At 70.0% G+C, this 22,565-nt stretch carries 20 protein-coding genes; 11 read left to right on the forward strand and 9 right to left on the reverse strand.

Going from position 1 to position 22,565, the window contains the following annotated elements; all coding sequences use genetic code 11:
• Positions 1-1,011: a baeRF2 domain-containing protein gene (locus HII36_RS24845; protein ID WP_173525640.1), complete on the forward strand. Its 1,011-nt coding sequence runs from the start codon at positions 1-3 to the stop codon at positions 1,009-1,011.
• On the opposite strand, the gene HII36_RS24850 is transcribed toward HII36_RS24845, so the two are convergent.
• From HII36_RS24850 to HII36_RS24860, 3 genes are read right to left on the reverse strand one after another with little or no spacing between them, the layout of a single operon-like run.
• Positions 1,001-1,663 (reverse strand): LutC/YkgG family protein, encoded by a 663-nt coding sequence (locus tag HII36_RS24850; protein ID WP_173525641.1) that lies wholly within the window; start codon positions 1,661-1,663, stop codon positions 1,001-1,003. The genes HII36_RS24845 and HII36_RS24850 overlap by 11 nt on opposite strands.
• On the reverse strand, positions 1,660-3,063 hold the full coding sequence (locus HII36_RS24855; protein WP_173525642.1) for a lactate utilization protein B: 1,404 nt from the start codon (positions 3,061-3,063) through the stop codon (positions 1,660-1,662). The genes HII36_RS24850 and HII36_RS24855 overlap by 4 nt, the downstream gene beginning before the upstream one ends.
• Positions 3,060-3,824 (reverse strand): (Fe-S)-binding protein, encoded by a 765-nt coding sequence (locus tag HII36_RS24860; protein ID WP_173525643.1) that lies wholly within the window; start codon positions 3,822-3,824, stop codon positions 3,060-3,062. Before HII36_RS24860 ends, HII36_RS24855 begins: the two co-directional genes overlap by 4 nt.
• 87 nt (positions 3,825-3,911) lie before the next feature.
• Between HII36_RS24860 and HII36_RS24865 the strand changes: the two genes are divergently transcribed.
• The 3 genes from HII36_RS24865 (at position 3,912) to HII36_RS24875 (ending at position 7,813) form a co-directional block, all read left to right on the forward strand.
• On the forward strand, positions 3,912-4,700 hold the full coding sequence (locus HII36_RS24865) for a FadR/GntR family transcriptional regulator (RefSeq protein WP_173525644.1): 789 nt from the start codon (positions 3,912-3,914) through the stop codon (positions 4,698-4,700).
• A 252-nt stretch (positions 4,701-4,952) separates the two neighbouring features.
• Entirely contained in the window at positions 4,953-7,346 is a 2,394-nt protein-coding gene (locus HII36_RS24870; RefSeq protein WP_173525645.1) for an alpha/beta hydrolase, read from the forward strand.
• Complete coding sequence (locus tag HII36_RS24875) at positions 7,343-7,813, forward strand: hypothetical protein (protein ID WP_173525646.1); 471 nt, start codon at positions 7,343-7,345, stop codon at positions 7,811-7,813. Before HII36_RS24870 ends, HII36_RS24875 begins: the two co-directional genes overlap by 4 nt.
• A 3-nt stretch (positions 7,814-7,816) precedes the next feature.
• Here HII36_RS24875 and HII36_RS24880 read toward each other — a convergent pair whose 3' ends face one another.
• Complete coding sequence (locus tag HII36_RS24880) at positions 7,817-9,181, reverse strand: sulfatase family protein (protein ID WP_236003842.1); 1,365 nt, start codon at positions 9,179-9,181, stop codon at positions 7,817-7,819.
• A 147-nt stretch (positions 9,182-9,328) separates the two neighbouring features.
• Between HII36_RS24880 and HII36_RS24885 the strand changes: the two genes are divergently transcribed.
• Complete coding sequence (locus HII36_RS24885) at positions 9,329-10,330, forward strand: LLM class F420-dependent oxidoreductase (RefSeq protein WP_173525648.1); 1,002 nt, start codon at positions 9,329-9,331, stop codon at positions 10,328-10,330.
• A gap of 254 nt (positions 10,331-10,584) precedes the next feature.
• On the opposite strand, the gene HII36_RS24890 is transcribed toward HII36_RS24885, so the two are convergent.
• The 3 genes from HII36_RS24890 to HII36_RS24900 all read right to left on the reverse strand — a co-directional run bounded on the left by HII36_RS24890 (position 10,585) and on the right by HII36_RS24900 (position 13,913).
• Positions 10,585-12,408, reverse strand: coding sequence for an ABC transporter permease (locus HII36_RS24890; RefSeq protein WP_173525649.1), 1,824 nt, complete (start codon positions 12,406-12,408; stop codon positions 10,585-10,587).
• A 90-nt stretch (positions 12,409-12,498) separates the two neighbouring features.
• Complete coding sequence (locus tag HII36_RS24895) at positions 12,499-13,176, reverse strand: ABC transporter ATP-binding protein (RefSeq protein ID WP_173525650.1); 678 nt, start codon at positions 13,174-13,176, stop codon at positions 12,499-12,501.
• A 218-nt stretch (positions 13,177-13,394) separates the two neighbouring features.
• Positions 13,395-13,913 (reverse strand): MarR family winged helix-turn-helix transcriptional regulator, encoded by a 519-nt coding sequence (locus tag HII36_RS24900; RefSeq protein ID WP_173525651.1) that lies wholly within the window; start codon positions 13,911-13,913, stop codon positions 13,395-13,397.
• 110 nt (positions 13,914-14,023) lie between these two features.
• Between HII36_RS24900 and HII36_RS24905 the strand changes: the two genes are divergently transcribed.
• The 6 genes from HII36_RS24905 (at position 14,024) to HII36_RS24930 (ending at position 18,607) form a co-directional block, all read left to right on the forward strand.
• Positions 14,024-14,806 carry an alpha/beta fold hydrolase gene (locus HII36_RS24905; RefSeq protein ID WP_173525652.1) on the forward strand — a complete coding sequence of 261 codons (783 nt, stop codon included), beginning with the start codon at positions 14,024-14,026 and terminating at the stop codon, positions 14,804-14,806.
• Between the two features lie 5 nt (positions 14,807-14,811).
• Entirely contained in the window at positions 14,812-15,288 is a 477-nt protein-coding gene (locus HII36_RS24910) for a cupin domain-containing protein (RefSeq protein WP_173525653.1), read from the forward strand.
• Between the two features lie 12 nt (positions 15,289-15,300).
• Positions 15,301-15,672 (forward strand): hypothetical protein, encoded by a 372-nt coding sequence (locus tag HII36_RS24915; protein ID WP_173525654.1) that lies wholly within the window; start codon positions 15,301-15,303, stop codon positions 15,670-15,672.
• Positions 15,673-15,803: 131 nt separating this feature from the next.
• Entirely contained in the window at positions 15,804-17,168 is a 1,365-nt protein-coding gene (locus HII36_RS24920; protein ID WP_173525655.1) for an MFS transporter, read from the forward strand.
• Positions 17,169-17,203: 35 nt separating this feature from the next.
• Positions 17,204-17,854 (forward strand): response regulator, encoded by a 651-nt coding sequence (locus tag HII36_RS24925; protein ID WP_173525656.1) that lies wholly within the window; start codon positions 17,204-17,206, stop codon positions 17,852-17,854.
• 66 nt (positions 17,855-17,920) lie between these two features.
• On the forward strand, positions 17,921-18,607 hold the full coding sequence (locus HII36_RS24930; RefSeq protein ID WP_328807867.1) for a DUF4328 domain-containing protein: 687 nt from the start codon (positions 17,921-17,923) through the stop codon (positions 18,605-18,607).
• Here the strand turns inward: HII36_RS24930 and HII36_RS24935 are convergent.
• Positions 18,587-22,279 carry a DNA polymerase III subunit alpha gene (locus tag HII36_RS24935; RefSeq protein WP_173525657.1) on the reverse strand — a complete coding sequence of 1,231 codons (3,693 nt, stop codon included), beginning with the start codon at positions 22,277-22,279 and terminating at the stop codon, positions 18,587-18,589. The two genes, HII36_RS24930 and HII36_RS24935, sit on opposite strands and share 21 nt — an antisense overlap.
• On the reverse strand, positions 22,279-22,545 hold the full coding sequence (locus tag HII36_RS24940) for a DUF6504 family protein (RefSeq protein WP_173525658.1): 267 nt from the start codon (positions 22,543-22,545) through the stop codon (positions 22,279-22,281). The genes HII36_RS24935 and HII36_RS24940 overlap by 1 nt, the downstream gene beginning before the upstream one ends.
• Between the last annotated feature and the right edge of the window lie 20 nt (positions 22,546-22,565).

Genomic DNA, 22,565 nt, shown 5'->3' on the forward strand with positions numbered 1-22,565 from the left:
GTGCGGCTCGATTTCATCCGGCCGTTGTACGAGCGTCGCGGGCCCTACGCGTCGGTGTATCTCGGCGCGATCACGCGTCCTGAGCGTGAGACTCACTGGCACAGCGTGCGCGACCAGCTCGACCATGCCGATCCCGGCACCATGGACGTCCTGGAGACCGAGGCGCTGAAGAGCGCGACCGGGCGGGCGATCTTCGCCACGCACGGGGAGGTCGTGCTGGCCGAGTCGCTGGACACCCAGCCGTACGAGCTGGGCATGTGGGCGCCGCTGCCTCATGTGACGCCGATGCTGCGTTACCGGGGTGAGAACGTTCCACACATCCGGGTCATCATGGATCACGCGGGCGCCGAGGTGACCGTGTTCGGCGGCGGGTCGCCGCGCAAGGCCACGATCGAGGCCCAGGACTGGCCGCTGCAGAAGACCGCGCAGGGCGGCTGGTCGCAGACGCGCTACGAGCGCGGCGTCGAGGACTCCTGGGAGAAGAACGCCGAAGCCGTCGCGCACGTGATCGACGAGCAGGTACGGCGGCTCGGCATCGAGCTGATCATCATCGCCGGCGAGCCGAAGTCCCGCTCGTACCTGTTGCATCATCTCGGCACGCAAGCCGCCGACCGGGTGATGATGGTCGAACACGGCAGCCGCTCCAACCACGGACAGTTCGCCGAAGACGCGGAGAAAGCGCTCGACGACTGGCTCGGCCGCAAGCACGCGGAACTGCTCGACCGGCACGCCGAGTCGGCAGGACCCGTCGGGCTGTCGCAGGTCGCGCAGGCATTGCGGGACGGCCGGGTGCACGCCGTGCTCACGCCGGGCGAGCTGCCGCAGGAGATCTGGATCGGCGAGGGCGGGGCTCAGCTCTCCACCGATCCGGCCGAACTGCGCCGCTGGGGCGTGGACGAGCCGGTCAAGGAACGCGCGGACTCGGCGCTGGCCAGGGCGACCGCCATGACGGACGCCGAGCTGTGGTTCACCGACCAAGTCTCGGACGTGGCCGCCGTGCTCAGATACTGACGATCACTTCCAGGGTTCTCGGGCCGTGCACGCCTTCGACCCGGTTCAGCTCGATGTCGCTGGTGGCCGAGGGGCCGCTGATCCAGGTGAGCGGGCGGGCCGGGTCGAGCGCCGCCACGGCCTCCGGCACGCCCGGGACGATCTGGGCGGCGCGGACGACGCACAGGTGGTAGTCCGGTACGAGCGTCTGCGCCCTGGTTCCTTGGCCGGGGCCGGAGTCGAGCACGATCGTGCCGGTTTCCGCGATCGCCACCGCGCAACCGGTGATCACGCCGTCGGCCTCATGCAGGCCGACCTGCTCGGCCTCGTGCAGGCGGGCTGGCTCAGCCTCGTGCAGGCCAGCCGACCCGGCCTCGTGCAGGCCGGCCTGCTCGGCCTCATGTATGCCGACCGCCTTGGCCCGCCACTGGGGGTCGAGGCCCTCGGGGAGGATCATGCGGCGGCCGGCCACCAGCTCGGCGATCTTCCCAGGCACGTCGGCGGCCGGGATCACGTGCACCGTGGCCCGGTAGTCATCGACCCGCTCGGCGAACAGCCCGACCAGGTCGCCGCCTTGGTGCGCGGCCCGGTAAGTCCGGGTGATCCCGACTTCCGGTGCTCCGGCCACGGCTCTCCTGATTCTGGCCAGGATCTCCGCACGCGCGTCACTCATTCCGCTCCTCCCCCGCGCTGGGTCCGCTCCCACCAGTCCCTGAAGGACTCTTCCGGGATTTCCGGCACGTCCCTGGTGTCCGTCCAGGCGGCCGCCGGGCCGGGGAGCCGCTTTGGCACCAGGTTGCGGACGCGGGCGGCCAGGCGCTGGGCCTTGGCGAGGCGTACGTGGTCGTTGAGAATCCAGCCCGCGACCTTCATCCCGGCCCGTTCCGCCGGGCCGTGCGGCGCCTTGGCCCGCAGGTCGACCAGCACCTCGGGGATGTCGATGGCGACCGGGCACACCTCGAAGCAGGCGCCGCAGAGGCTGGAGGCGTACGGGAGCGAGGCGTCCAGGTCCGTGGACATGCCCCTGAGCTGCGGGGTCAGGATCGCGCCGATCGGGCCGGGATAGACCGAGCCGTACGCGTGGCCGCCGGCGCGCTCGTAGACCGGGCAGACGTTCAGGCAGGCCGAGCAGCGGATGCAGCGCAGCGCCTGGCGGCCGACCTCGTCGGCGAGCACGTCCGTGCGGCCGTTGTCGAGCAGCACCAGGTGGAAGTCCTGGCCTTCCACCGAGCCGGTCCACATGCTGGTGTACGGATTCATCCGCTCGCCTGTGGAGCTTCGCGGTAGAAGCTGGAGGAAGACCTCCAGATCCCGCCAGGTGGGCAGGAGCTTCTCGATGCCGACGACGCTGATGAGCGTTTCCGGCAGGGTCAGGCACATACGTCCGTTGCCTTCCGATTCCAGCACCACCAGCGTGCCGGTCTCGGCCACCATGAAGTTCGCGCCGGAGATCGCCACCTTGCTTCTGAGGAAGCGTTCGCGCAGGTGGAGCCGGGCCGCCTCGGCCAGCTCGCGGGGCTCGTCGCTGAGGCCGGGCGGCGCCTCCGGCATCTTGTCTAGGAAGATCTCCCGGATCTCCGACCGGTTGCGGTGGATCGCCGGGACCAGGATGTGGCTGGGGAGGTCGTCGCCGAGCTGCACGATCAGCTCGGCGAGGTCCGTCTCGTAGGCCGTGATGCCTTCTGCGGCCAGCGCCTGGTTGAGCTCGATCTCCTGGGTGGCCATCGACTTGACCTTGACCACCTCGGTCTCGCCGGTGGCTTTGACCAGGCCGGCGACGATGCGGTTGGCTTCGTCCGCGTCTCTGGCCCAGTGGACGTGCCCGCCCGCCCTGGTCACCGCTTCTTCCAGTTGGAGCAGGTACGTGTCGAGATGGCGGAGCGTGTGGTCCTTGATGGCCTTGCCGGCGGCACGCAGTTCCCGCCAGTCGGGCAGTTCCTGCACGACGCTCGCGCGCTTGCCGCGGATGGTGTGGGTGGCTTTCCTGAGGTTGTAGCGGAGCTGGGAGTTCTGTACTGCCTTGGCGGAGTTCTTCGGGAAGTCTCCCGGCATGCCGAGAAAGGTCGCGCTCATGAGGTGTCCCCCGTGGCGGCGAGGACCTCCGCTGCGGTGTTCTCCGTGGTCGCGAGGATCTCCGCCAGGTGCATGATCCTGACGCCGGTCCACTGCCGGCGCAGCGTGCCGCCGATATGCATCAGGCACGAGTTGTCGGCCGCGCACAACACCTCGGCGCCGGTGTCGAGGACATTGCGTACCTTGTCGGCGCCCATGGCTGCCGAGACGGCCGGGTTCTTCACCGCGAACGTGCCGCCGAAGCCGCAACACTCCTCGGCCGCCGGGAGCGGGACCAGTTCCAGGCCCTTGACGTGCTGGAGCAGCCTGGTGGGCCGGTCGGCGAGGCGGAGGCCGCGGAGAGAGTGGCATGTCGGGTGATATGTCACCCGGTGCGGGAAATATGCCCCTACGTCTTCTCTCTTCAGGACGTCCAGCAGGAACTCGCTCAGCTCGTACACGCGGGGAGCAACCTCCGCAATGGCCATCGCGCCCCGGCTTCCCGGCCGCACCAGCTTCGGGTACTGCTCGCGGACCATCGCGGCACACGAGCCCGACGGCGCCACGACCGCGTCGTACCCGGCGAACACCTCGGTGAAGTGACGCGCCAGCCGCACCCCGTCCTCGCGGTAGCCCGTGTTGACGTGCATCTGCCCGCAGCAGGTCTGGGCGACCGGGAAGTCCACCTCACACCCCAGCCTGCGCAGCAGCGACACCACGGCCTTGCCGGTGCCAGGGAAGAGCGTGTCGTTCACACACGTGACGAACAGGGCGACTCGCACGACTCTCCTCTCAAGGTATGGTCAGACCACAAGTTGGTCAGACCATATCCGACACTGCCTTTCCCGGCCAGCATCAGGGAGACCTCGTTGGACGACAGCCGTTGGCGTCCCGTCAAGCGAACCCGCACGTTCGAGGACGTACTCGTGCAGATCGAACAGCGCATCGCCGAAGACCGGCTCACGGTCGGCGACCGCCTCCCCGCCGAACGCCACCTCGCCGAGCAACTCGGCGTCAGCCGGTCGTCCGTCCGCGAGGCCATGCGCGTGCTGGAGACGCTGGGCGTGGTGTCCTCCCAGGTCGGACGGGGCCCGGACGCGGGCGCCGTGCTGACCTCGCGTCCGGAGACCGCGCTGACCGACCTGCTCAGGCTCCACCTGGGCCTGGCCACGCTGGAGCTGCGCGAGGTCATCGACACGCGGCTCATGATCGAACGATTCGCCGCAGAACGCGCCGCCGCCGCACAGGCCGACACGTCCGCGCTCGTCTCCGCCCTCGCCGGGATGGACGCCGCGACGAGCGCCGAAGAGTTCGTCGAGTACGACACGGCCTTCCACTGCGCCATCGCGGACGCCTCCGGCAACCGGCTCATCGCCGCCATCATGCGCTCACTCAGGGACACGATGCGCAAGTACGCCGTGGAGGCAGTCGAACGCCTGAGCAACACTCCGACCAACCGGCCAGACGACACGCCGACCCACCAGCAACAAGACGACACATCGGCAAAGCGGCCGCCGGCCAACCTCTCGGAATCGGGCGACGTACCGGTGCTGCGCGCCGACCATGAACGCATCCTCGCCGCCATCCGCGCCGGCGACGCCGCCGAGGCGTCCCGCGCCATCACCGACCACCTGACCCACGCCTACCCATCACCATGAACGCACCTCGCTCCCGCCAACCCGACACTTCCGCCGACCCAACACTCCCCCCACCCGACACTCCCGCCGACCCAACGCGATGACCGCACACACCCCCCACACTCACCGATCGCTATGACCGGATTCCTCCCCCGGTCTTTGAACGCTCCATGCCAGATCCGGCGTACTGCCTGACGAAAGGGCGACCGCCTGCCACCATGACGTGGTTCGAGCAGGCAGGCCACACGCGGACGCGGCGTGAGGAGAGCGGGCATGGGCCAGGCGGAGGAGGCGCAAAGCGCGCTGCCGCACATCGCACGCCTGGCCGAGCAGCACGCCCCGGCCGCCGACAAGGCACTCACCCTGCTCGGCCAGGGCGCCCTCGTCGGTGACGCCGGCAACCGGCTGGCCGGCGAACTGTCCACCCAGGCCCGCCTGGTACGTCACGCCTTCCTGTCCTCCTTCGACCAGGTCGAGCGCCTCGCCGCGACCGGCGAGAACCGCACCCCCGTCTCTCGCCCCGTACTCGGCAACCCGCCCAGCGCCATCAGATCCGGCGGCAACGGCTTCGTCGGCGGCGACCCCGACCTCATGCGAGCCCTGGAACAACAGCTCACCACGGCCGGACGCGACTGGGAGGACGCCGCGGAAACACTGTCGCACCTGCTCGCCATCGTCGCCCTGACCACCGCCCCCGCCCAGACCATCGGCCAGGCCGGCCGCTGGCTCACCGGCCAACGCGGCGACGTGGCCAGACGCCGCGAAGACCTCCTCCGCAGAACCACCCAAACCGCCGCAACCTCCCTGGCCTCCTTCGGCCTCCCAACCCCGTCCGGAGTGAGCACGGCCCGCGGCAAGGAACTGGAAAACGGCCTCAACGAGGTACTGAAGCGAACAAAGGACGCGTCAGCGGAAGTGCGAGCACGCGCCGTCAGGGACTACTTCAAGACGCTGAGCTCAGCGGAACGCAGCTGGCTCGCCGTCAACCGCCCAGACCGGATCGGCAACCTGGACGGAGTACCGGTGAAACTCCGGTACGCAGCCAACCGAATCCGCATCGGCAAGACCCTGACCGAAGAACAGGCCAAGCTCGCCGCCATGTCAAAGACAGACCCCAACTACGCCAGACAGCAGAAGCGCGTATCAGCGCTCCAGTCGTTCCTGGCCTCTCGACCACGAAAGACGCTGGATCCACGAACCGGTAAGACGATCGATGCCAAAGTTCCCCGGCAATTCCTCATGTTCGACCCGGCAGGGGATGGTCGAATCGCTGAGGTCCTCGGCGACCTGGAGAACGTTGAACATGTGGGGATTCGCGTTCCGGGCGCCGGCAATCGCCTGGACAACTTCAACGGCTTCTCCGATGAGGGTGAGAACCTCATCAAGGATCCCAAGACGGGGCTTTTCGATCAGCGCGCCGCAGTCGTGAATTGGCTGGGTTACGATCCGCCAGGCGTCGCCGATGCGGTCGATCCAGGTAACGCCTTCACCGGCGGTCAGTACTTGGCCGACTTCCGCGCCGGCATCGGGACGAGTCTTAAACCCGCCGCCAGGGTCAACCTTTTTTCACACAGCTACGGCACCCTGGTCACCAGCAAGGCGCTCCAGAAGGGCGCGAAGTTCGACACCGTCACCTTCATGGGGAGCCCTGGCCTCGGCTCCAACATCAACAGTGTCGCCGACTTCCGCCTACCCCCGGGAATCAAGGTTTACGACCTGCGAGCCGCCGGAGACTGGGTGTCATACACCCAAGGACACGGCAAGGATCCCGCCGACTTCCCGGACATCACGCGCCTCAACGCGGACGGTTCGTCGGGGCACTCCGAGTATTACCTGCCGGACACTTCATCACTCGAAAACCTCAAGGCGATACTCTTCAACCGTCCGGACCGCCTTACGTTCAGCAATACGACGCTGGATGAGGAACAGGCCGGCGCCGAGGAGTCCCGGCAGTTCATTGCGTGGATGAAGTCCCAGGTCCCAGCTGAAAAGGTGCCGCGTCTGGGCGCCGAACTGGAACCGATCATTCAGGAAGTCCTGTCCGGCAGAGTGGACAGCCCCGCCGACTGGGCCGAAATCGCGCGGCGAGCCGAGGCCGTCTTCATCAAGCACGGCATCAACGACGACGTCACCATGACCGAGCTGGACAGCGAGCTCAGCAAGCTCGCTCACCAAGTCGGCGAAAAACAGGGCGGGCCGATCGCTGGAAACATTGCGCAGAGCAGTGTCCACCTCACCACGTGGCTGGTGTCTCAAGTGCCCCCAGAGAAAGCCGCCGCATTCGGTGCCGAGCTGGCGAGTGTCATCGGTGATTCGAATCTCTCTGTCCCGCAAGAGGCTGCCAAGATCGCGACTGTCGTCCACAAGTACGATCTGCTCGACCATGTCACTCCGGGCGAGCTCCAGAACAAACTGGTGCAGGTCGGTAGCGATCTCGCGTACGAGAACGCTTATGATGCGGCATTGGCAGCCGGAAAGTCCAAGGTCGAGGCGACCGTTCACGCGGCCTCAGCGAAAGCGGCCGCGCACGTCGCCATCTACAGCGCCACCATCCCGGTGATCGCCGGCCTCGAGGCTGCTCGCGCCGGCGACCACCTGGCAGACTCCGGAGTGGAGGAAATCATCAAGAAGCATTTCCGGGAACCGCTCCCCAGGTTCACGCCATGAAAAGGTTCGCCGCAGCCCTTGGAGTGGGGACACTGATCGCATTGGCCGGATGTCAGGCGGCAAATCAGGAGGGCGGCGCGATGACGCCGGAACAGTCGCGGCAGAAGCTCATCGGCGAAGTCACCTCGGTTCTCGAGGAACTGATCCCGGACGTCGAGGTCAAGCCTCTGATCAGAGGAAAGGATCTGCCGTGCGGCGGCCCGTACGGAACGGAGGACACGAGCCTGCGTAGCTCGATCGAGATATCGACCGACGCCGGGCTCGAAACCTCCGATCCCGCAATCGTGACGAAGGCCCGAATGCTGCTGGAGGAGAAGGGCTGGTCCATCTCCCGGACAGGAAGAGACGGAGATCAGGTGGAGCTCGCCATCGAAAAGGCCGGCACCGGCCGTGGATCATTTGGCGTCCGGCCCGATTACGTCATCTTCAACGGGGTCACGCTCTGCGTCGACAACCCTGAGTCCTGAGGCTCATTCCTGCTTGTCCGCTTCGCGGCACGAAGGTCCGGAGCATGTGCGCATTCTTTCCAGGCGTTCCTGCAGGCCCAGCAGTACCCCGGGGCTGGCGAGCTTGGCCAGGTTGCTCAGTTGGTAGGGGTCGGTGGTCAGGTCGTAGAGTTGGGTCTCTCCTGTTTCGTAGCGCACGTACGTGTACCGGTCGGTCCGTAGGGCCTGGTATTCGGGGACCGGTGTTTGGGCGGCCGAGGATCGGTTGAGTGGGCGGTGGAATTCCACCAGGACGTTCTTGCGCCACTCCCCTGGCGACTGGCCGCGCAGTAGTGGTACCAGTGAGCGGCCCTCGGCGAAGTCGGGGGGCTTGGTGCCGCCGAGTTCGGTGAAGGTGGGGCCGAGGTCGACCGTGGCGCCGAGGTGGCTGGTCGTGGAGCCGGCTTTGATGCCGGGCCCCCGCACCACCATGGGGATGCGGATGGCTTCCTCGAACGGGGTGGTCTTGCCTTGCTTGAGCCGGTGTGTTCCCAGGTGGAAGCCGTTGTCGGAGCTGAAGAAGACGTAGGTGTGGTCGAGTTTGCCTGTCGAGCGCAGCGTTTCGATCACGGTGCCGACCAGGTCGTCCACGCCCAGCATGGATCGCATTCTGGCGCGGTAGCGCTCGTCGATCCGCTCGATCTCGGACGGCAGGAGTTTGGGCCTGGTCCGCAGCCACAGCGGCTCGTCGTGCACGTTCTCCTGGTTGAAGGACGGCGTGCGTGGCGCCTGCGCGTCGGGGAAGGCGTTCGCGTGGCGTACGGCGGGATTGGACGGGTTGTGCGGGCCGACCGGAGCCAGGTACAGGAAGAACGGCTCCCGCGTCCCGGTGATGAACTCCTTGGCTCTGCCTGCCAGGACGTCCGACAGGTAGTCCTGCTCCGACCAGCCGTGGTCGACCAGCCGGCCGTTCTCGTTGAGCCGGTAGCCGTACTCCTCGTAGAGCTTGCGGACCGGTACGTGCCAGGAGTTCCAGCCGGGCGGCACGTACGTCTCCTCGGCCAGTTTGCCCGGATAGTGGTTGAGGTACTTGCCCATCAGCGCGGTCTTGTAGCCGGCCTGCTGCATCCAGGTGCCGATTGTGGAACGTTCCAACATTTGGCTATGAAAGCGGTCGAAACCGCCTTCCGGCGCCGTGTTGGTCAGTACGCCATGACTGTGGACGTACTGGGAACGCAGGATGGACGCCCTCGACGGACAGCACCACGAGTTGGTCACGAAGAACCGGTCGAAGGAGAGCCCTTGGCGGACGAGTTCGCGGCTGATGTTCGGGAAATGCGGCAATGTGCCGCTTTCCAGGTCGTCGGCCACGACGAAGACGATGTTGGGCCGCGATTCCCCCACGGCCATCGACGATGCCGCCGCCGGTGCGAGCAACAGCAGCAGGCAGGTGACACGGCAGAGACCCTTGAGCACAGGGTTCCACTTCCCCGAAAGCTCCCGCATTGACACACCGGCCCCCTCCGGCCGTAATAGAACTTAATTCCGGAGGTGTGCATGAAGCTCGGCTTGAACCTCGGCTACTGGCAGCGCGGCGCCGATGACGCGACGGAGACGGTGCTGGCCGCCGAACGGCTCGGCTACGACTCGGTCTGGACGGCCGAGGCATACGGCAGCGACGTCTTCACCCCGCTGGCCTGGTACGGAGCGCGGACCTCACGTATCAAGCTGGGCACGTCCATCGCCCAGATCTCGGCCCGCCCGCCCGTGACGACCGCTATGACCGCGATGACCCTCGACCACCTCACGGGCGGCCGGCTGCTGCTCGGCGTGGGCGCGTCCGGGCCGCAGGTGGTGGAAGGCTGGTACGGCCAGCCGTTCGCCAGGCCGCTGGCCAGGACGCGCGAATACGTCGAGATCATGCGGCAGGTGTGGCGCCGCGAGGAACCGGTCACCAGTGACGGACCCCACTACCCGCTGCCGTTGCCGGGCGGGCTGGGCAAACCGCTCAAGTCCATTACGCATCCGCTCCGGCCGGACATCCCCGTGTATCTCGGCGCCGAAGGGCCCAAGAACGTCGCGCTGGCGGCGGAGGTGGCGCAGGGCTGGCTGCCGCTGTTCGCGTTCCCCGAGAAGATCGCGGAGATGTACGGCGATTCGCTGGCCGGCGCGGCGCCGGACTTCGACGTGGCGGCCATGGTGCTGGTGGTGATCTCGGACGACGTCCGCTCGGCGCTGGACGGCGTGAAGATGATGCTGACCCTGTACATCGGCGGCATGGGCGCCAAGCAGCGCAACTTCCACGCCGACATCATCGGCAGGATGGGGTTCGCCGAGGCCGCCGAGCGCATCCAGGCCCTCTACCTGGCCGGGCGGAAGGATGAGGCGTTCCACGCGATTCCGGACGAACTGGCCGACGGGATCTCGCTGGTCGGGCCGCCTGGGCGGATCAAGGAGCGGCTGGAGCTGTGGCACAAGAGCCCGGTGACGAGCCTGCTGGTGATGGGGCCCAGGGACGAGCCCACCCTGCGGACGGTCCGGGATCTGGTCCTGGCCTGAGGACCGACTCGTGTGGGAATCTGGTCCAGAGTCGAGGACCGACTCGTGTGGGATCTGGTCCAAGGTTGAGGACCACCTGCGCGAATGATCGGGTCCAGGGTTGAGGTCCGACCTGTACGGGATCTAGTCAGGGCTGAGGGCCGGCCCCATGCGGGAGCCGGTCGCGGCTGAGGACCGGCCCCCGTACCGGGAGCCGGTCCTCGGCGGAGGACCCACGTACCGGGAGCCGGTCCTCAGCCCCTGACGGTCGTGGGTCAGTCCGGGCGGGGAGCCGGGTCGGCGGTGACGGCGCGGAGCAGTGGGCGGCTGAGCGCGCCCGCGCCGCCGCCCATCACGGTCAGCGGGATCAGCGTCTCGGCCCGCCGCGCCCGGTCCAGCACCTCCAGCGGTGTCCCGGCCAGGCGCAGCAGCCCGTACGTCTGACGCCGGTCGAGCACCGACGACGCCGCCGTGATGCCCGAACTGGCGATGGCCACCAGGAACGACACGGACAGCACCACCACCGTGCCCACCCCCACGTCGGCCAGCAGCCGGCGGCCGAAGGCCTGGTCGTCCGCCTCGGTGGTGGGTGTGCGACCGGGTACCAGGCCGGCCAGCGCGGTACGCGCCCGGTCGAGGTCCTGCGCGGTGGCCGAGCTGCCCAGCGCGATCACCACGCGGCGCTTGTCCGGCTTCACCGTCGCCGTGATCCCGGCCGATTCGGCCAGTTCGCGGGCCCGTCCGGCGACGGCGTCCGCCTGACCGGCGGGCACGGTGACGCGGAGCTGGGGCGGCGTGGGGTCGCCGTCGAACGCGCCCGGGCTGAGCAGCCCGAGGAACCCGGCGATGAAGCCGGTCATGGCCACGCCGCTGACCGTGCGCCAGGCCGAGCGCGGATCGTCCACGAGCCTGCGTCCGGCCAGCAGCCGGGCGGGACGCCGCGCCTGACTCGCGGTGATCTTGCCGATGAGCGCGACCACCCACGGACCGACCAGGTTGATGCACAGGAACGCCAGCCCGAGCACCACCGCGATGACGCCCACCGCGACGTTGCGGCTGAGCACCGGGACGGCCGCCAGCACGGCCAGCAGGACGAGCACCCGGACGAACCGCATGCCGGGCGGCGTCTCGCGCTTGGCCACGCCGAGCGGGCTGACCACGACCCTGCGCAGGCCGACCACCGCCGACAGCCCCACCAGCAGCGGCACCGCGGCCAGTACCCCGGCCAGCACCAGCGGGCTCGGCCACAGGTCGGCGAGGTACCACGCGCCGCCCTGGATCTCGATGCGCGACACCAGCGGCAGGGCCAGCGCGTAGAGCGCGGTCCCGGCGAGCGTGCCGGCGAAGGCGACGATCACGGCCTCGGCCACGGTCATGCCGACGACCTGGCCGGGCGTCGCACCGATCAGCCGGAGCGCGGCCAGCCGCTGGTCACGTCTGGCGACGGTGAGCCTGGCCGCGGCGCCGCCGAACACCAGCAGCGGCACCACCATGAGCACGCTCGCGATGAGCGTCAGCGCCCGGTACGCCTCGGCCTCGTCCGACTCCCTGCCGGTCAGGTCGGCCACCTTGACCGGCGAGGCGCCGACGACCCGGTCCTCGCCGGCGCCCGTGGTCATGGCGGGCGCGTCCGGCTCGTGGCCCACGACGGCGACCAGCTCGGACGGATACACCAGCGCGTCGTCACCGAGCAGCCCGGCCGGTTTCGGATAGCGCGCGGCCAGCTCGTCCGCGGGCAGTTCCTTGACCAGGTCGGCCAGTGCGGGCGACAACCACACCTCGCCCGGCTTCGGAAAGCGGTCCATGCCGGGCGGCGCGGGCGCGGACGGTTTGAGCGCCGCCAGGTGGACGACGGTGATCGCCTGGTCGCGGACGAAGTCGTACCGGGTGGCCTCGACGGCCACGGCCTCGCTCTGGCCTGCGGGCACCGGGGCGCGCCAGGCGCCCCGATCGCTTCTGGCCTGGAAGGCGAAGTTCGCCCCGATCGCGAACAGCAGCAGCGCCGTGGAGACGGCCACCGCGCCCAGTGTGAGCCAGGTGCCGAGCAGGCCCTTGCGCCCGCCGCCCTTGAGCAGCCGCCAGGTCAGGTCGAGGTTCATGCGCGCACCCCGCCCACCAGCAGGTGCCAGGTCAGGCCGAGGTTCATGCGCGCACCCCGCCCACCAGCAGGTGCCAGGTCAGGCCGAGGTTCACGCGCGCACCCCGCCCACCAGCAGGTGCCCGTCGCGGACCTCGACGGTGCGGTCGCACCAGCCGGCCACGTTCGGGTCATGGGTGACGACGATCAGGGACGCGTCGTTGTGCTTGGTCGCCTGGACCAGCAGCCGCATCGTGTCCTGTCCTGTCGTCTGGTCGAGCGCGCCGGTGGGCTCGTCGGCGAACACCACCGCGGGCCTGGTGACCAGCGCCCTGGCGATGGCCACCCGCTGTGCCTGCCCGCCGGACAGCTCACCCGGCCGCCTGGACTCCATGCCCTGCAGCCCGAGCGGTCCGAACCACTCGCGGGCCTGGGTCACGGCCTGGGCCCGCGGCACGCCGCCGAGCATGAGCGGGAGCGCCACGTTCTCCTCGGCGGGCAGCTCGGGCAGGAGCTGGCCGAACTGGAAGACGAAGCCGAACCTGGTGCGGCGCAGCGCGCTGCGCTGGCGTTCGCGCATGGCGTCGATACGCTGGCCGAGCAGGTGCACCTCGCCGGCGTCCGGCTTCATGATCCCGGCCAGGCAGTGAAGCAGCGTCGACTTGCCGGAACCGCTCGGCCCCATGATGGCCACGGCCTCCCCGGCCCGCACCGCGATGTCCACGCCGCCCAGGGCGACCGTCTGCCCGAACCGCTTGGTCAGGGCATGTCCAACAAGTACGTCGTTCATGCCGCCAAGCCTTCCTGGCGGACGGTCGCGCGGTATCGGCCGAGCGTCCGATTCCTCCTCGGCCGAACGGCCGATCTTTGCCGCACCGGGCCGATTCTCGGCCCTGCCCGGCCGATCCTCACCCTGCCCGGCCGATCCTCACCCTGCCCGGCCGATCCTCACCCTGCCCGGCCAATCCTCACCCTGCCCGGTCGCCTCTTATCGCGCCCGGTCGCCTCTTACCGCGCCCGGTCGGCCGGGAGTGCCGGGACGTCGCCGTAGGACACCAGCAGGGTGCTCAGCGCGGCCCCCACCTGCTCACGCTCCTCCGGCCCCAGCGCCTCGAGCAGTCGCGCCTCGTTGGCGATGTGCAGCGGCAGCACGCGGTCGATGACCTCCAGACCATGATCGGTGAGCCGGATCCGTACCGAACGGCGGTCGTTCTCGTCGCGCGTCCGGACGACCAGCCCCTTGTCGTGCATCTTGTCCACGCGCAGCGTGATGGCGCCGGTCGTGACCAGCGAGGTCTTGAGGAACGTGCCCGCGGTCAGCTCGTAGGGCGCGCCGGACCTGCGCAGCGTGGACAGCACGTCGAACTCGCCGGGCTCCAGGCCGTGCCCGGCCAGGAAGTCCTTGATCTCCTTGTCCCACATGCGGGACAGCCGCATGATCCGCCCGACCACGCCGATCGGCCAGAAGTCGATGTCGGGCCGCTCGCGCCGCCACTGCTCCAGCACCGCGGACACGGAGTCCGGCATGGGTACCTCCAGGAAATTTAAGTGAGCGCTCATTAAGTTGACACTCACACAAACGCTGATTATCTTAGCGCTCATCTTATCAGAGCTGACTCAATGAACGGTGGCCCATTATGCCTTTCACCACTGCCCGCGACACCCGCGTCCACTACGAGGTCGACGGCCACGGCCCCGGCCTGGTGCTGGTCCACGGCGTCGGCGGCGACGCCGAGAAGGTCTTCGGCAACGTGGTCGGCCATTTCACCTCGTCCAGGACGGTGGTGCGGCCCAACTTCAGCGGCAGCGGCCAGACCGCCGACGACGGCGCCGACCTGACCGTCGACCTGATCGCCGACCAGGTCGCCGCGGCCGCGCAGGCCGCCGTGGACGGGCCCGTCGACCTGTTCGGCTTCTCACTCGGCGCCGTCGCCGCGGCCGTGGTCGCCGCCACGCGGCCGGAGCTGGTGCGCAGTCTCGTCCTGGCCGGTGGCTGGGCCCACTCCACCGGCCCGCGCGACCAGTACTACTTCCAGACCGCGGCCAAGCTGCTCGCCGCCGACCGCGAGCTGTTCAAGCGCTTCTCCGCGCTGACCGGCTTCAGCACCGCCACGCTCGACCGCTTCGGCCACGACGGGCTCGCCTACTCGCTGGCCGACGCCTGGCCCCCGCCCGGCATCGGCCGGCAGCTCGACCTCGGCGGCCGCGTCGACATCCGGCCCCTGCTGCCCCGGATCACCGCGCCCACCCTGGTCATCGGCTTCGCCGAGGACGCCATGATCCCGATCGACGGCTCCAGGCAGCTGAGCGCCGCGATCCCGGGCAGCCGGCTGGTGGAGGTCGAGGGCCAGGGCCACATGGACTGGTTCGCCGACCCCAGCGGCCTGATCAAGCTGACCACCGACTTCATCGACGAGTGATCCCGATGTCCTACCCCGACCCGCGCTACTTCGGCGACACCGGCGAGATCAACGCGACCTTCCGCCCCGCCACCGCCGACCCCGACCTCGTCTCCCGGGGCACCACCTACCACTACCTGTCCACCACCGTCTCGACCGGCGGCGAGTACGGCCTGTACCGGGTGGACATGGGCCCGGACTTCGGCGGCCCGAGCACGCACTTCCACAAGTCCATGTCCGAGTCGTTCTTCATCCTGTCCGGCACCATGCGCCTGTTCGACGGCCGGCGATGGATCGACGCCACCGCGGGCGACTACCTGTACGTCCCGGTCGGCGGCCTGCACGCCTTCCGCAACGAATCCGGCGAACCCGCCTCGATGCTCATGCTGTTCGCGCCAGGCGCCCCGCGCGAGGACTACTTCGAGGGCGTCACCGAGCTCGCCGGCCTCAGCGACGAGGAACGCGCGGAGTTCTTCGTCCGCCACGACAGCTTCTTCGTCTAGAAGGGATCGACCATGCACGTCAAGAAGATCACCCACGAGGACGGCGCCTGGGTCGGCATCGGCGACAGCCAGATCTACGTCAACGACCTGATCGACGCGGCCTCGGCGCCCGAGGCGAAGATGACCGTCGGGTTCGCGCGCCTCGCCCAGGGCGAATCGATGGAGATCAGCTTTCCCTACGACGAGGTGCTGATCATCACCAAGGGCTCCTACGCGGTACGCACCGCGGCCGGCGAGACCCTGCGCGCCGCCGCCGGGGACGTGATCTACCTGCCCGGCGGCACGTCGAACTCCTCCTGGGCGGAAGCGGACACCGAGATGGTCTACGTCGCCGGCCCGCCCGACGTCTACGCCGCCCACGTGGCCGCGTCGGCGACCGGCTGAAGGTTTCACCCACGTAGGCGCTGCTAGGGTTTGTCTGTGCCGAAAACGGACAAGGTGCGCCGTCGCTGAGAGCGGCGGCGCAAAACCCTGAGTCTCGCCGTCGCTCCTGACCTGTGGCCAGGAGCGCCTTCATGGCGCTCGGATCCCCCTTGTTCCGGAGCGCACTCGTGTTCACCTTGCCTGTTCGTCAACGTCGGCGTGTCCTCTTCGCCGACCTCGTCTCCACCGCGGTGTTCCCGCTCGCCATCACCGGCTCGACGGCCGTGGTCCCCGAGGTCACCGCGCGGCTGCCCGGCGCGGACGGCCTGGGCCCGTGGATCGTCCTCGCCTACAACGGGCTCTTCGCCGCCGCCCTGCTGCTGGCGGGGGTGATCGCCGATCGCACCGCGCGCACCGGGTTCTTCGCCGCGGGCAACCTCGTCGTCGCGGTCACCGGCGTCCTGTCGGCCTTCGCGCCCGATCTGGCGTCCCTGGTGGCGCTGCGCGCGGTCGCCGGGGTCGGCGCGGCCATGTGCGCCGCCGGCGGGTCGTCGATGATCCTGGGCGTGTACCCGCCGGAGGAGCGGCGGCGCGTGTACGGCTACATGGGCGCGGTGCTGGGCAGCAGCCTGGCGCTGGGCCCGATCGTCGCCCAGGGCCTCATGGCCGTCGGCGGCTGGCCGCTCGTCTTCGTCGTGCCCGCGGCCGTCTCCGGCCTCGCGGTCCTGGCCACGCTCGGGCTTCCCGCCCTGCGCAGTCCCGAGGTTCCCGACGACTTCGACCTCGCCGGCGCGGTCCTGTTCGGGGTGACCATCGCCGCCGCGGTGACCGCGCTCGGGCTGGGTCCGGGGTCCGGCGTGCCGTGGTGGGGGCCGGGCGCGCTGGTGGTCGTCGCGGTGGCCGGGGGCGTGTGGCTGGTCCGGGTGGAACGGCGGGCGGCCGATCCGGCGATTCCGGTGGACCTGCTGCGGATCCCCGCCTATCGCGCGTACGCCCTGTCGACCGGCGCCTTCATGGGGATCCTCGTGGTGGGGCTGGCCGTGCTCCCGCAGCTCGGCGCCGTCCAGGGGCTGGGCTCGGGCGCGGCGGCGGTCATGCTGAGCCTGCTGACCGTGCCGTCGACGCTCTTCCCGCTGCTCGCCGCGCGGCTCGCGCGCCGATGGGCGCGGCCGCTGGTGGCCTGCGGCCTGTTCGCCTGCGCCGCGGCCGCGCTGGTCCTGCAGCTGACCGGCCATCCCGCCGCGCTGCTCTGCGCCGCCGGGGTGATCGGGCTGTGTCTCGGCCTGACCGAAGGCGTCCCTGACGGGCAGGCGCTCAAGTACGTGCCGTACCAGCGGGGCGGGGCGGGCGCGGCGCTGTTCGGCACCGTCAGGATGAGCCTGGAGACCTGCACGCTGGCGGCCGCCACCGGGGTGATGGCCGCGCTGGGTCCCGCGTCGGGCATGGCCGTGGCAGGCGCGGTGTGCCTGCTCGCCGGCGTCGTCGTCCGGCGGTCCGTCCCCTCCCGCGACGCCTGACGGGATCGAGGGTCCGGGAACCTAAAGTGGGGGCCGTGACTATCCGGGTACTCATCGCCGACGACCAGCAGCTGGTGCGCACCGGCTTCCAGATGATTTTGGACGCTCAATCCGACATGGAGGTGGTGGCCACCGTCGCCGACGGCGCGGAGGCGGTCGCCGAGGCCAGGCGGCTGCGGCCGGACGTGTGCCTGCTCGACATCAGGATGCCCAAGCTCGACGGGCTCGAGGTGACCAGGGTGCTGGCCGGTCCCGGCGTGGAGAATCCGATGCGGGTGGTCATCGTGACCACGTTCGACCTCGACGAGTACGTCTACGGCGCGCTCCGCGCCGGCGCCACCGGCTTCCTGCTCAAGGACAGCGGGCCGACGCTGCTGATCGAGGCGGTCAGGGCGGCCGCGGTCGGCGACGCGCTGGTGTCGCCGTCGGTGACCGTCCGGCTGCTGCAGCACCTGGCCCAGCCCAAGCCGGCCGCGCCGCCCGCGCCGAGCAACCCGCTGACCGAGCGCGAGCTGGACGTCGTGCGCCTGATCGCCAGGGGCCGCACCAACCAGGAGGTGGCCGCGGAGCTGTTCGTCTCGCTGTCGACCGTCAAGACGCATCTGGGCAGCATCCAGGCGAAACTCGGTGTCCGCAATCGCGTGGGAATCGCGGCTTGGGCGTGGGAATCCGGCGTGGTGAGCTGATTAACAAAGAGCCTGGCGGGATACAAGTGAATCAGAACCTCAGCGCATGCCCGGGGGGAGAACATCGTGCGCTATGCCCAGGCATCGCCCGCCAGAGCCGCTTCCGCCGTCTATGTCACGCTCACCGCGCAGGTGCTCTCCCTCGGCGCCCTGGTGATCTTCGAGCAGACCCGAGGTCACCGGCTGGCCGCCGAGCTCGCCGCGTACGGCGGCCGCCCGCAGGGCGCCGAGGCCGAGGCCGTGGTCGGCGCGGTCACCATGTTCGCCGTGCTGATGATGCTGGTCGCGGGCACCGCGATCGCGGCGGCGGCCGCGTACGTCACGTGGTTGGTACGTGCCAGGCAGGCCAACGAGCGCGAGGCGCCGACCGGCCCGGTAGCGGCCGCCTGGCTGATCCCCGGCGTGAACCTGGTCGCCCCGGCGATGCTGGTCGACGACGTCTGGCGGGGCGCGTGGCGGGGCGTCGCGCCGCCGCCGGAGCGCCGCAGCCGCTGGCGTGCCCTGCTGGCGGCCTGGTGGCTGAGCTGGCTGGCCATGCTGGCGCTGATCACCATCAGGCTCCCGCTCGACGCCTCCGCCGGCGATCTCACCGGGGTCGGCACGCTCGAACTGCTCTGCTCGGCGGCGGCCGCGCTGCTGTGCGCGGCCACCGTACGCGAGCTGACCCAGCTCCAGCAGCCCGCGCACGAGTCGCGCAGGGCCGCGGCGCCCACCTCGATCGGGCTGAGCGCGTCAGGCGGCGGTGGGGCCTGAGCTGCCCTGGCTGGCGTGCCAGAGCTTGCGCGGCGGGGTGGCGGCGATGGCCGGGCCGAGGTCGGAGTAGGGCGAGAGCCTGAAGCCGTTGGCGTACTCGATCCTGCGCCCGCCGACGCCGCCCTGATCGCGCGGATCGCGCGCCAACCGGGCGCGGACCGCCTCGATGCCCTGGGCGCGCCAGAGCGCGTCGAGGTCGGCCAGGTCCCAGCAGTCCACGGCGCGCATGGAGATCGCCCGGGTGCCGGTGCGCCTGACCACGCCCCTGGCCAGCATGAGCCACGAGCCGAACACGGTGGCCGCGCAGTGCCCCTGCACCGACTCGAAGAACGTCAGGTCGACGGGCCCGGTCGAGTCGTCGAGCGTGGTGAAGATGACGCGCTGGCCCGAGCGCACGGCCGGGGTCTGGGTGGCCACCTTGACGCCGGCCACCAGCACCTCGGCGCCGTTGCGCAGCGTGAGCAGGTCCTTGGAACGCACCACCCCGAGCGCGTCGAGCAGTTCGTCGTGGAAGCTGATGACGTGCCTGCTGACGTCGATGCCGAGGATCTCCAGCTCGGCCTCGACCATCTCCGACTCGGTCATCTCGGGCAGCTCGCCGGGTGAGACGTGCTCGGTGAAGCCCAGCGGGAGCTGCACCTCCACCGCGGCCCGCGCGGCGGGCTCCGGCGGCGGCGCCGGGGTGTAGCGCCTGGACCGCCGCGGCCCGGACCGCACCGGCGACGAGCCCCGTTCCAGCGTGCCGACCTGGGCGATCAGGTCACGCCTGGTCAGCTCGCCGGGACGCCAGCGCGGCCCGCCCGGGTGCAGGTCGTGCAGCACGTCCAGGCCGCCGACCTGGACGATCCGCTCGATCGTGGGACGCGAGGGCCGCGCCCGGTCCCAGAAGTCGGCCAGCGACGTGTACGGCTGCCCGGCCACCATCCGGTCCACCTCGGCCTCGCTCACCCCCTTGATCGCCGAGAACGGCACCCGCAGCGCGTACCCCTTGCCGATCTCCCCGATCTCGAAGTCCCCGCGCACCCGCGGCGGCCTCGCCAGCGCGGACGACCGCACGCGCACCTGGACGCGCGGCCCGAGCCGTTCCACCCGCCACTCACGGCCCGACCTGTTGATGTCGAGCGGCAGGATCTTCACCCCGCACTGCCTGGCCTCGTCGATGATGACGCGCGGCGGGTACATGCCGGGCTCGTGCGTGAGCACCCCGGCGAAGAACGCGGCCGCGTGGTGCCGTTTGAGCCAGGCCGACTGGTAGGTGGGCAGCGCGAACGCCGCCGCGTGCGCCTTGCAGAACCCGAACGCGCCGAACGCGTCGAGCACCTTCCAGGCCCGTTCGACCGCCGCGTCGTCGAAGCCGTTCGCCCTGGCCATCGGCATGAACGTGGAGCGCACCCGGGCGCGGCCCTCAGGCGTGTCGAGGGTGCGGCGCAACATCTCGGCGAAGGACAGGTCGCGTCCCGTCATCACCTCGATGATCTTCAGGACCTGCTCGTGGAACACCACGACGCCGTGCGTCTCCTTCAGCGACTCGCGCAGCCGCTCGTGCGGGTAGTACGGCTGCCGCCACCCGTGCCTGGCCTCCAGGTACGGGGTGACCATGTCGGAGTTCACCGGCCCCGGCCGGAACAGCGAGATGTCCACGATCAGGTCGTGCATCCGGCGCGGCTCCAGCTTGGCCACCAGCTCGCGCTGGCCGGGCGACTCGATCTGGAAGCAGCCGAGCGTGCGGCCGGCGCAGATCATGTCGTAGGTGTCCTGGTCGTCGTGCGGCACGTACTGGACGTCCGCCCCGGGTCCCTGCCGCTCGTCCGCCTCTGGCCCCTGCCGCTCGTCCAGCTCTGGCCCCTGCTGCTCGTCCAGCTTCACCACGACGCCGTCGACCCGCTCGATCTCGCGCAGCGCGTACGCCATCGCCGACTGCATGCGCACGCCCAGCACGTCGAGCTTGAGCAGCCCGGCCTCCTCCACGTCGTCCTTGTCGAACTGCGACATGGGGAACTCCAGCAGGCTGCGCTCGACCGGGGTGCGGTCGCGCAGCCCCGCGTTGCCGACCAGCACCCCGCACGGGTGCAGCGCGATGTGCCTGGGCAGCCCGTCGAGCTTCTCGGCCAGCCGGAAGACCCGGTCGAGCCCGGCCTCGCCGAGCCTGCTCTCGCGCAGCTCGGGCAGGTCCTCCAGGGAGGCGGTGATCTGCCTGGCCCTGATGTGCGGGAACGCCTTGGCGATGGCGTCGATCTCGTGCGGCGGCAGGCCCATCGCGCCGGCCACGTCACGGATCGCGCTGCGGGCCCGGTAGGTCTCCATCATCGACACGCAGGCCACCCTGGCCTCGCCGTAGCGTTCGAAGATGGCCTGGTAGCAGTCGAGCCGGCGGGCGGACTCGACGTCGACGTCGATGTCGGGCAGCCCGACGCGGCCCTCCGACAGGAAGCGCTCCATGAGCAGGTGGTGTTCGAGCGGGTTCACCTCGCCGATGCCGATCAGGTAGTTGACCAGGCTGCCCGCGCCCGAGCCGCGGATGGCGCAGCGGATGCCCATGCCGCGGATCATGTCGGTGATGCCGGACACCGCGATGAAGTACCCGGACAGGCGTTTCCTCTCGATGATGGCCAGTTCGTCCCGCAGCCGTTCCCTGGCCTCGCGCGAGCGGTCCAGGCCGCGTCTGGCCAGGCCGTCCTGGACGCGGTCGCGCAGCAGCGGCACCGGGTCGCCGCCGATCTCGGGCAGGTGCAGGTTCGGCGGGTCGTTGCGCAGCGCCAGCAGTTCGAGCGGGTCGATCGCGCACGCCTCGGCCAGCCTGCGGGTGGTGAACAGCAGCCGGCCCGCCCGCTCCGCGTCGGCGCCGCAGATCTTGGCGGCCACCTGCCACATCTCCTTGGCGCCCTTGAGGTAGGCGTGCGAGGTGGTGCGTTCCAGGTGGCGCGGGTGCAGCGGGACGAGCTGCCTGGCCGCGTCGAGCACGTCGCCGACCTGGTGGTCGGCCGGGTCGAGGTAACGCACCGCGTTGGTGAGCACGGCGGGCACGCCGGCGGACTCGGCCAGGGCGAGCATCCGGACGGCCGTGGTGGCGTCGCGGAAGCCGTACTGGTCGACCAGCTCGATCACCACGCCTGGCACGGCGGCGCGCCAGAGGCCGAGCAGGGTCCTGGCCTGCTCGTCGCGGCGCTCGGCGATCGCGCGGCCCACGTCGGACCTGGGGCCGAGCAGCACCACGAGCCCGTCTTCGCCGCCGATCCCGTGACCGTCGTCGGACGCGCCCGCCCAGGCGCCGACCAGCTCACGGGTCACCGCCGGCTTGCCGCGCTCACCCGCGTAGTGCGCGGCCGTGACCAGGCGTGCCAGCCGCGACCAGCCCTTCGACCTGGCCAGGACGGTGACCCGGTCCGCCGAGTCGGGCCCGGTCCGCGGCCTGGGCGTACGCATGCCGGGAACCGGCTTGAAGGCCGAGACCGGGACCTCCAGCTCGAAGTTCACCCCGAACACCGGGGCGATGCCGGCCTCCGCGCAGGCCTGGGCATGCTTGACCGCACCGTAGAGCCCGTCGCGGTCGGTCAGCGCCAGGATGTCCATCCCGAGGTCGGAGGCCCGCTTGACCAGGTCCTTCGGGAAGGCGGTGCCGTACCGCATCGAGTACGCGGAACTCACGTTGAGGTGCGCGAACGGGGCCGCCATCAATCCCACGCCCGCAGCAGCAGCCAGCCGTTGCTGGCGGTGTCGTAGCGCAGTTCGTAGGAGCCGACCTCGCGCCCGGGGCTGGCCTCGACCCGCCAGAACTGCCGCTCCCCCGGGTCGCCCTCGCCGGTCTTCCACCATTCGCGGGCGACCACCCAGTGATCGAGGACGCGACGGACGAGGTAGAGCCGGTCACGCCAGACGAACTGGGTCGGCTCGCCGTCTCTGGTCCACACCTCGATCGGATCGCCATAGAGTCTGCTCAAGACGCTTCTCCCCGCGGCTC

The sequence above is a fragment of the Nonomuraea antri genome, from assembly GCF_013283785.1.
GTDB classification, from domain to species: domain Bacteria; phylum Actinomycetota; class Actinomycetes; order Streptosporangiales; family Streptosporangiaceae; genus Nonomuraea; species Nonomuraea antri.

Excerpts from the sequence above, each read along its gene's own strand:
- HII36_RS24850 (WP_173525641.1), bottom strand. The coding sequence starts at position 1,663 with ATGAGTGACGCGCGTGCGGAGATCCTGGCCAGAATCAGGAGAGCCGTG.
- HII36_RS24855 (WP_173525642.1), bottom strand. The coding sequence starts at position 3,063 with ATGAGCGCGACCTTTCTCGGCATGCCGGGAGACTTCCCGAAGAACTCC.
- HII36_RS24870 (WP_173525645.1), top strand. The coding sequence starts at position 4,953 with ATGGGCCAGGCGGAGGAGGCGCAAAGCGCGCTGCCGCACATCGCACGC.
- HII36_RS24875 (WP_173525646.1), top strand. The coding sequence starts at position 7,343 with ATGAAAAGGTTCGCCGCAGCCCTTGGAGTGGGGACACTGATCGCATTG.
- HII36_RS24880 (WP_236003842.1), bottom strand. The coding sequence starts at position 9,181 with ATGGCCGTGGGGGAATCGCGGCCCAACATCGTCTTCGTCGTGGCCGAC.
- HII36_RS24885 (WP_173525648.1), top strand. The coding sequence starts at position 9,329 with ATGAAGCTCGGCTTGAACCTCGGCTACTGGCAGCGCGGCGCCGATGAC.
- HII36_RS24890 (WP_173525649.1), bottom strand. The coding sequence starts at position 12,408 with ATGAACCTCGACCTGACCTGGCGGCTGCTCAAGGGCGGCGGGCGCAAG.
- HII36_RS24895 (WP_173525650.1), bottom strand. The coding sequence starts at position 13,176 with ATGAACGACGTACTTGTTGGACATGCCCTGACCAAGCGGTTCGGGCAG.
- HII36_RS24900 (WP_173525651.1), bottom strand. The coding sequence starts at position 13,913 with ATGCCGGACTCCGTGTCCGCGGTGCTGGAGCAGTGGCGGCGCGAGCGG.
- HII36_RS24905 (WP_173525652.1), top strand. The coding sequence starts at position 14,024 with ATGCCTTTCACCACTGCCCGCGACACCCGCGTCCACTACGAGGTCGAC.
- HII36_RS24910 (WP_173525653.1), top strand. The coding sequence starts at position 14,812 with ATGTCCTACCCCGACCCGCGCTACTTCGGCGACACCGGCGAGATCAAC.
- HII36_RS24915 (WP_173525654.1), top strand. The coding sequence starts at position 15,301 with ATGCACGTCAAGAAGATCACCCACGAGGACGGCGCCTGGGTCGGCATC.
- HII36_RS24920 (WP_173525655.1), top strand. The coding sequence starts at position 15,804 with ATGGCGCTCGGATCCCCCTTGTTCCGGAGCGCACTCGTGTTCACCTTG.
- HII36_RS24935 (WP_173525657.1), bottom strand. The coding sequence starts at position 22,279 with ATGGCGGCCCCGTTCGCGCACCTCAACGTGAGTTCCGCGTACTCGATG.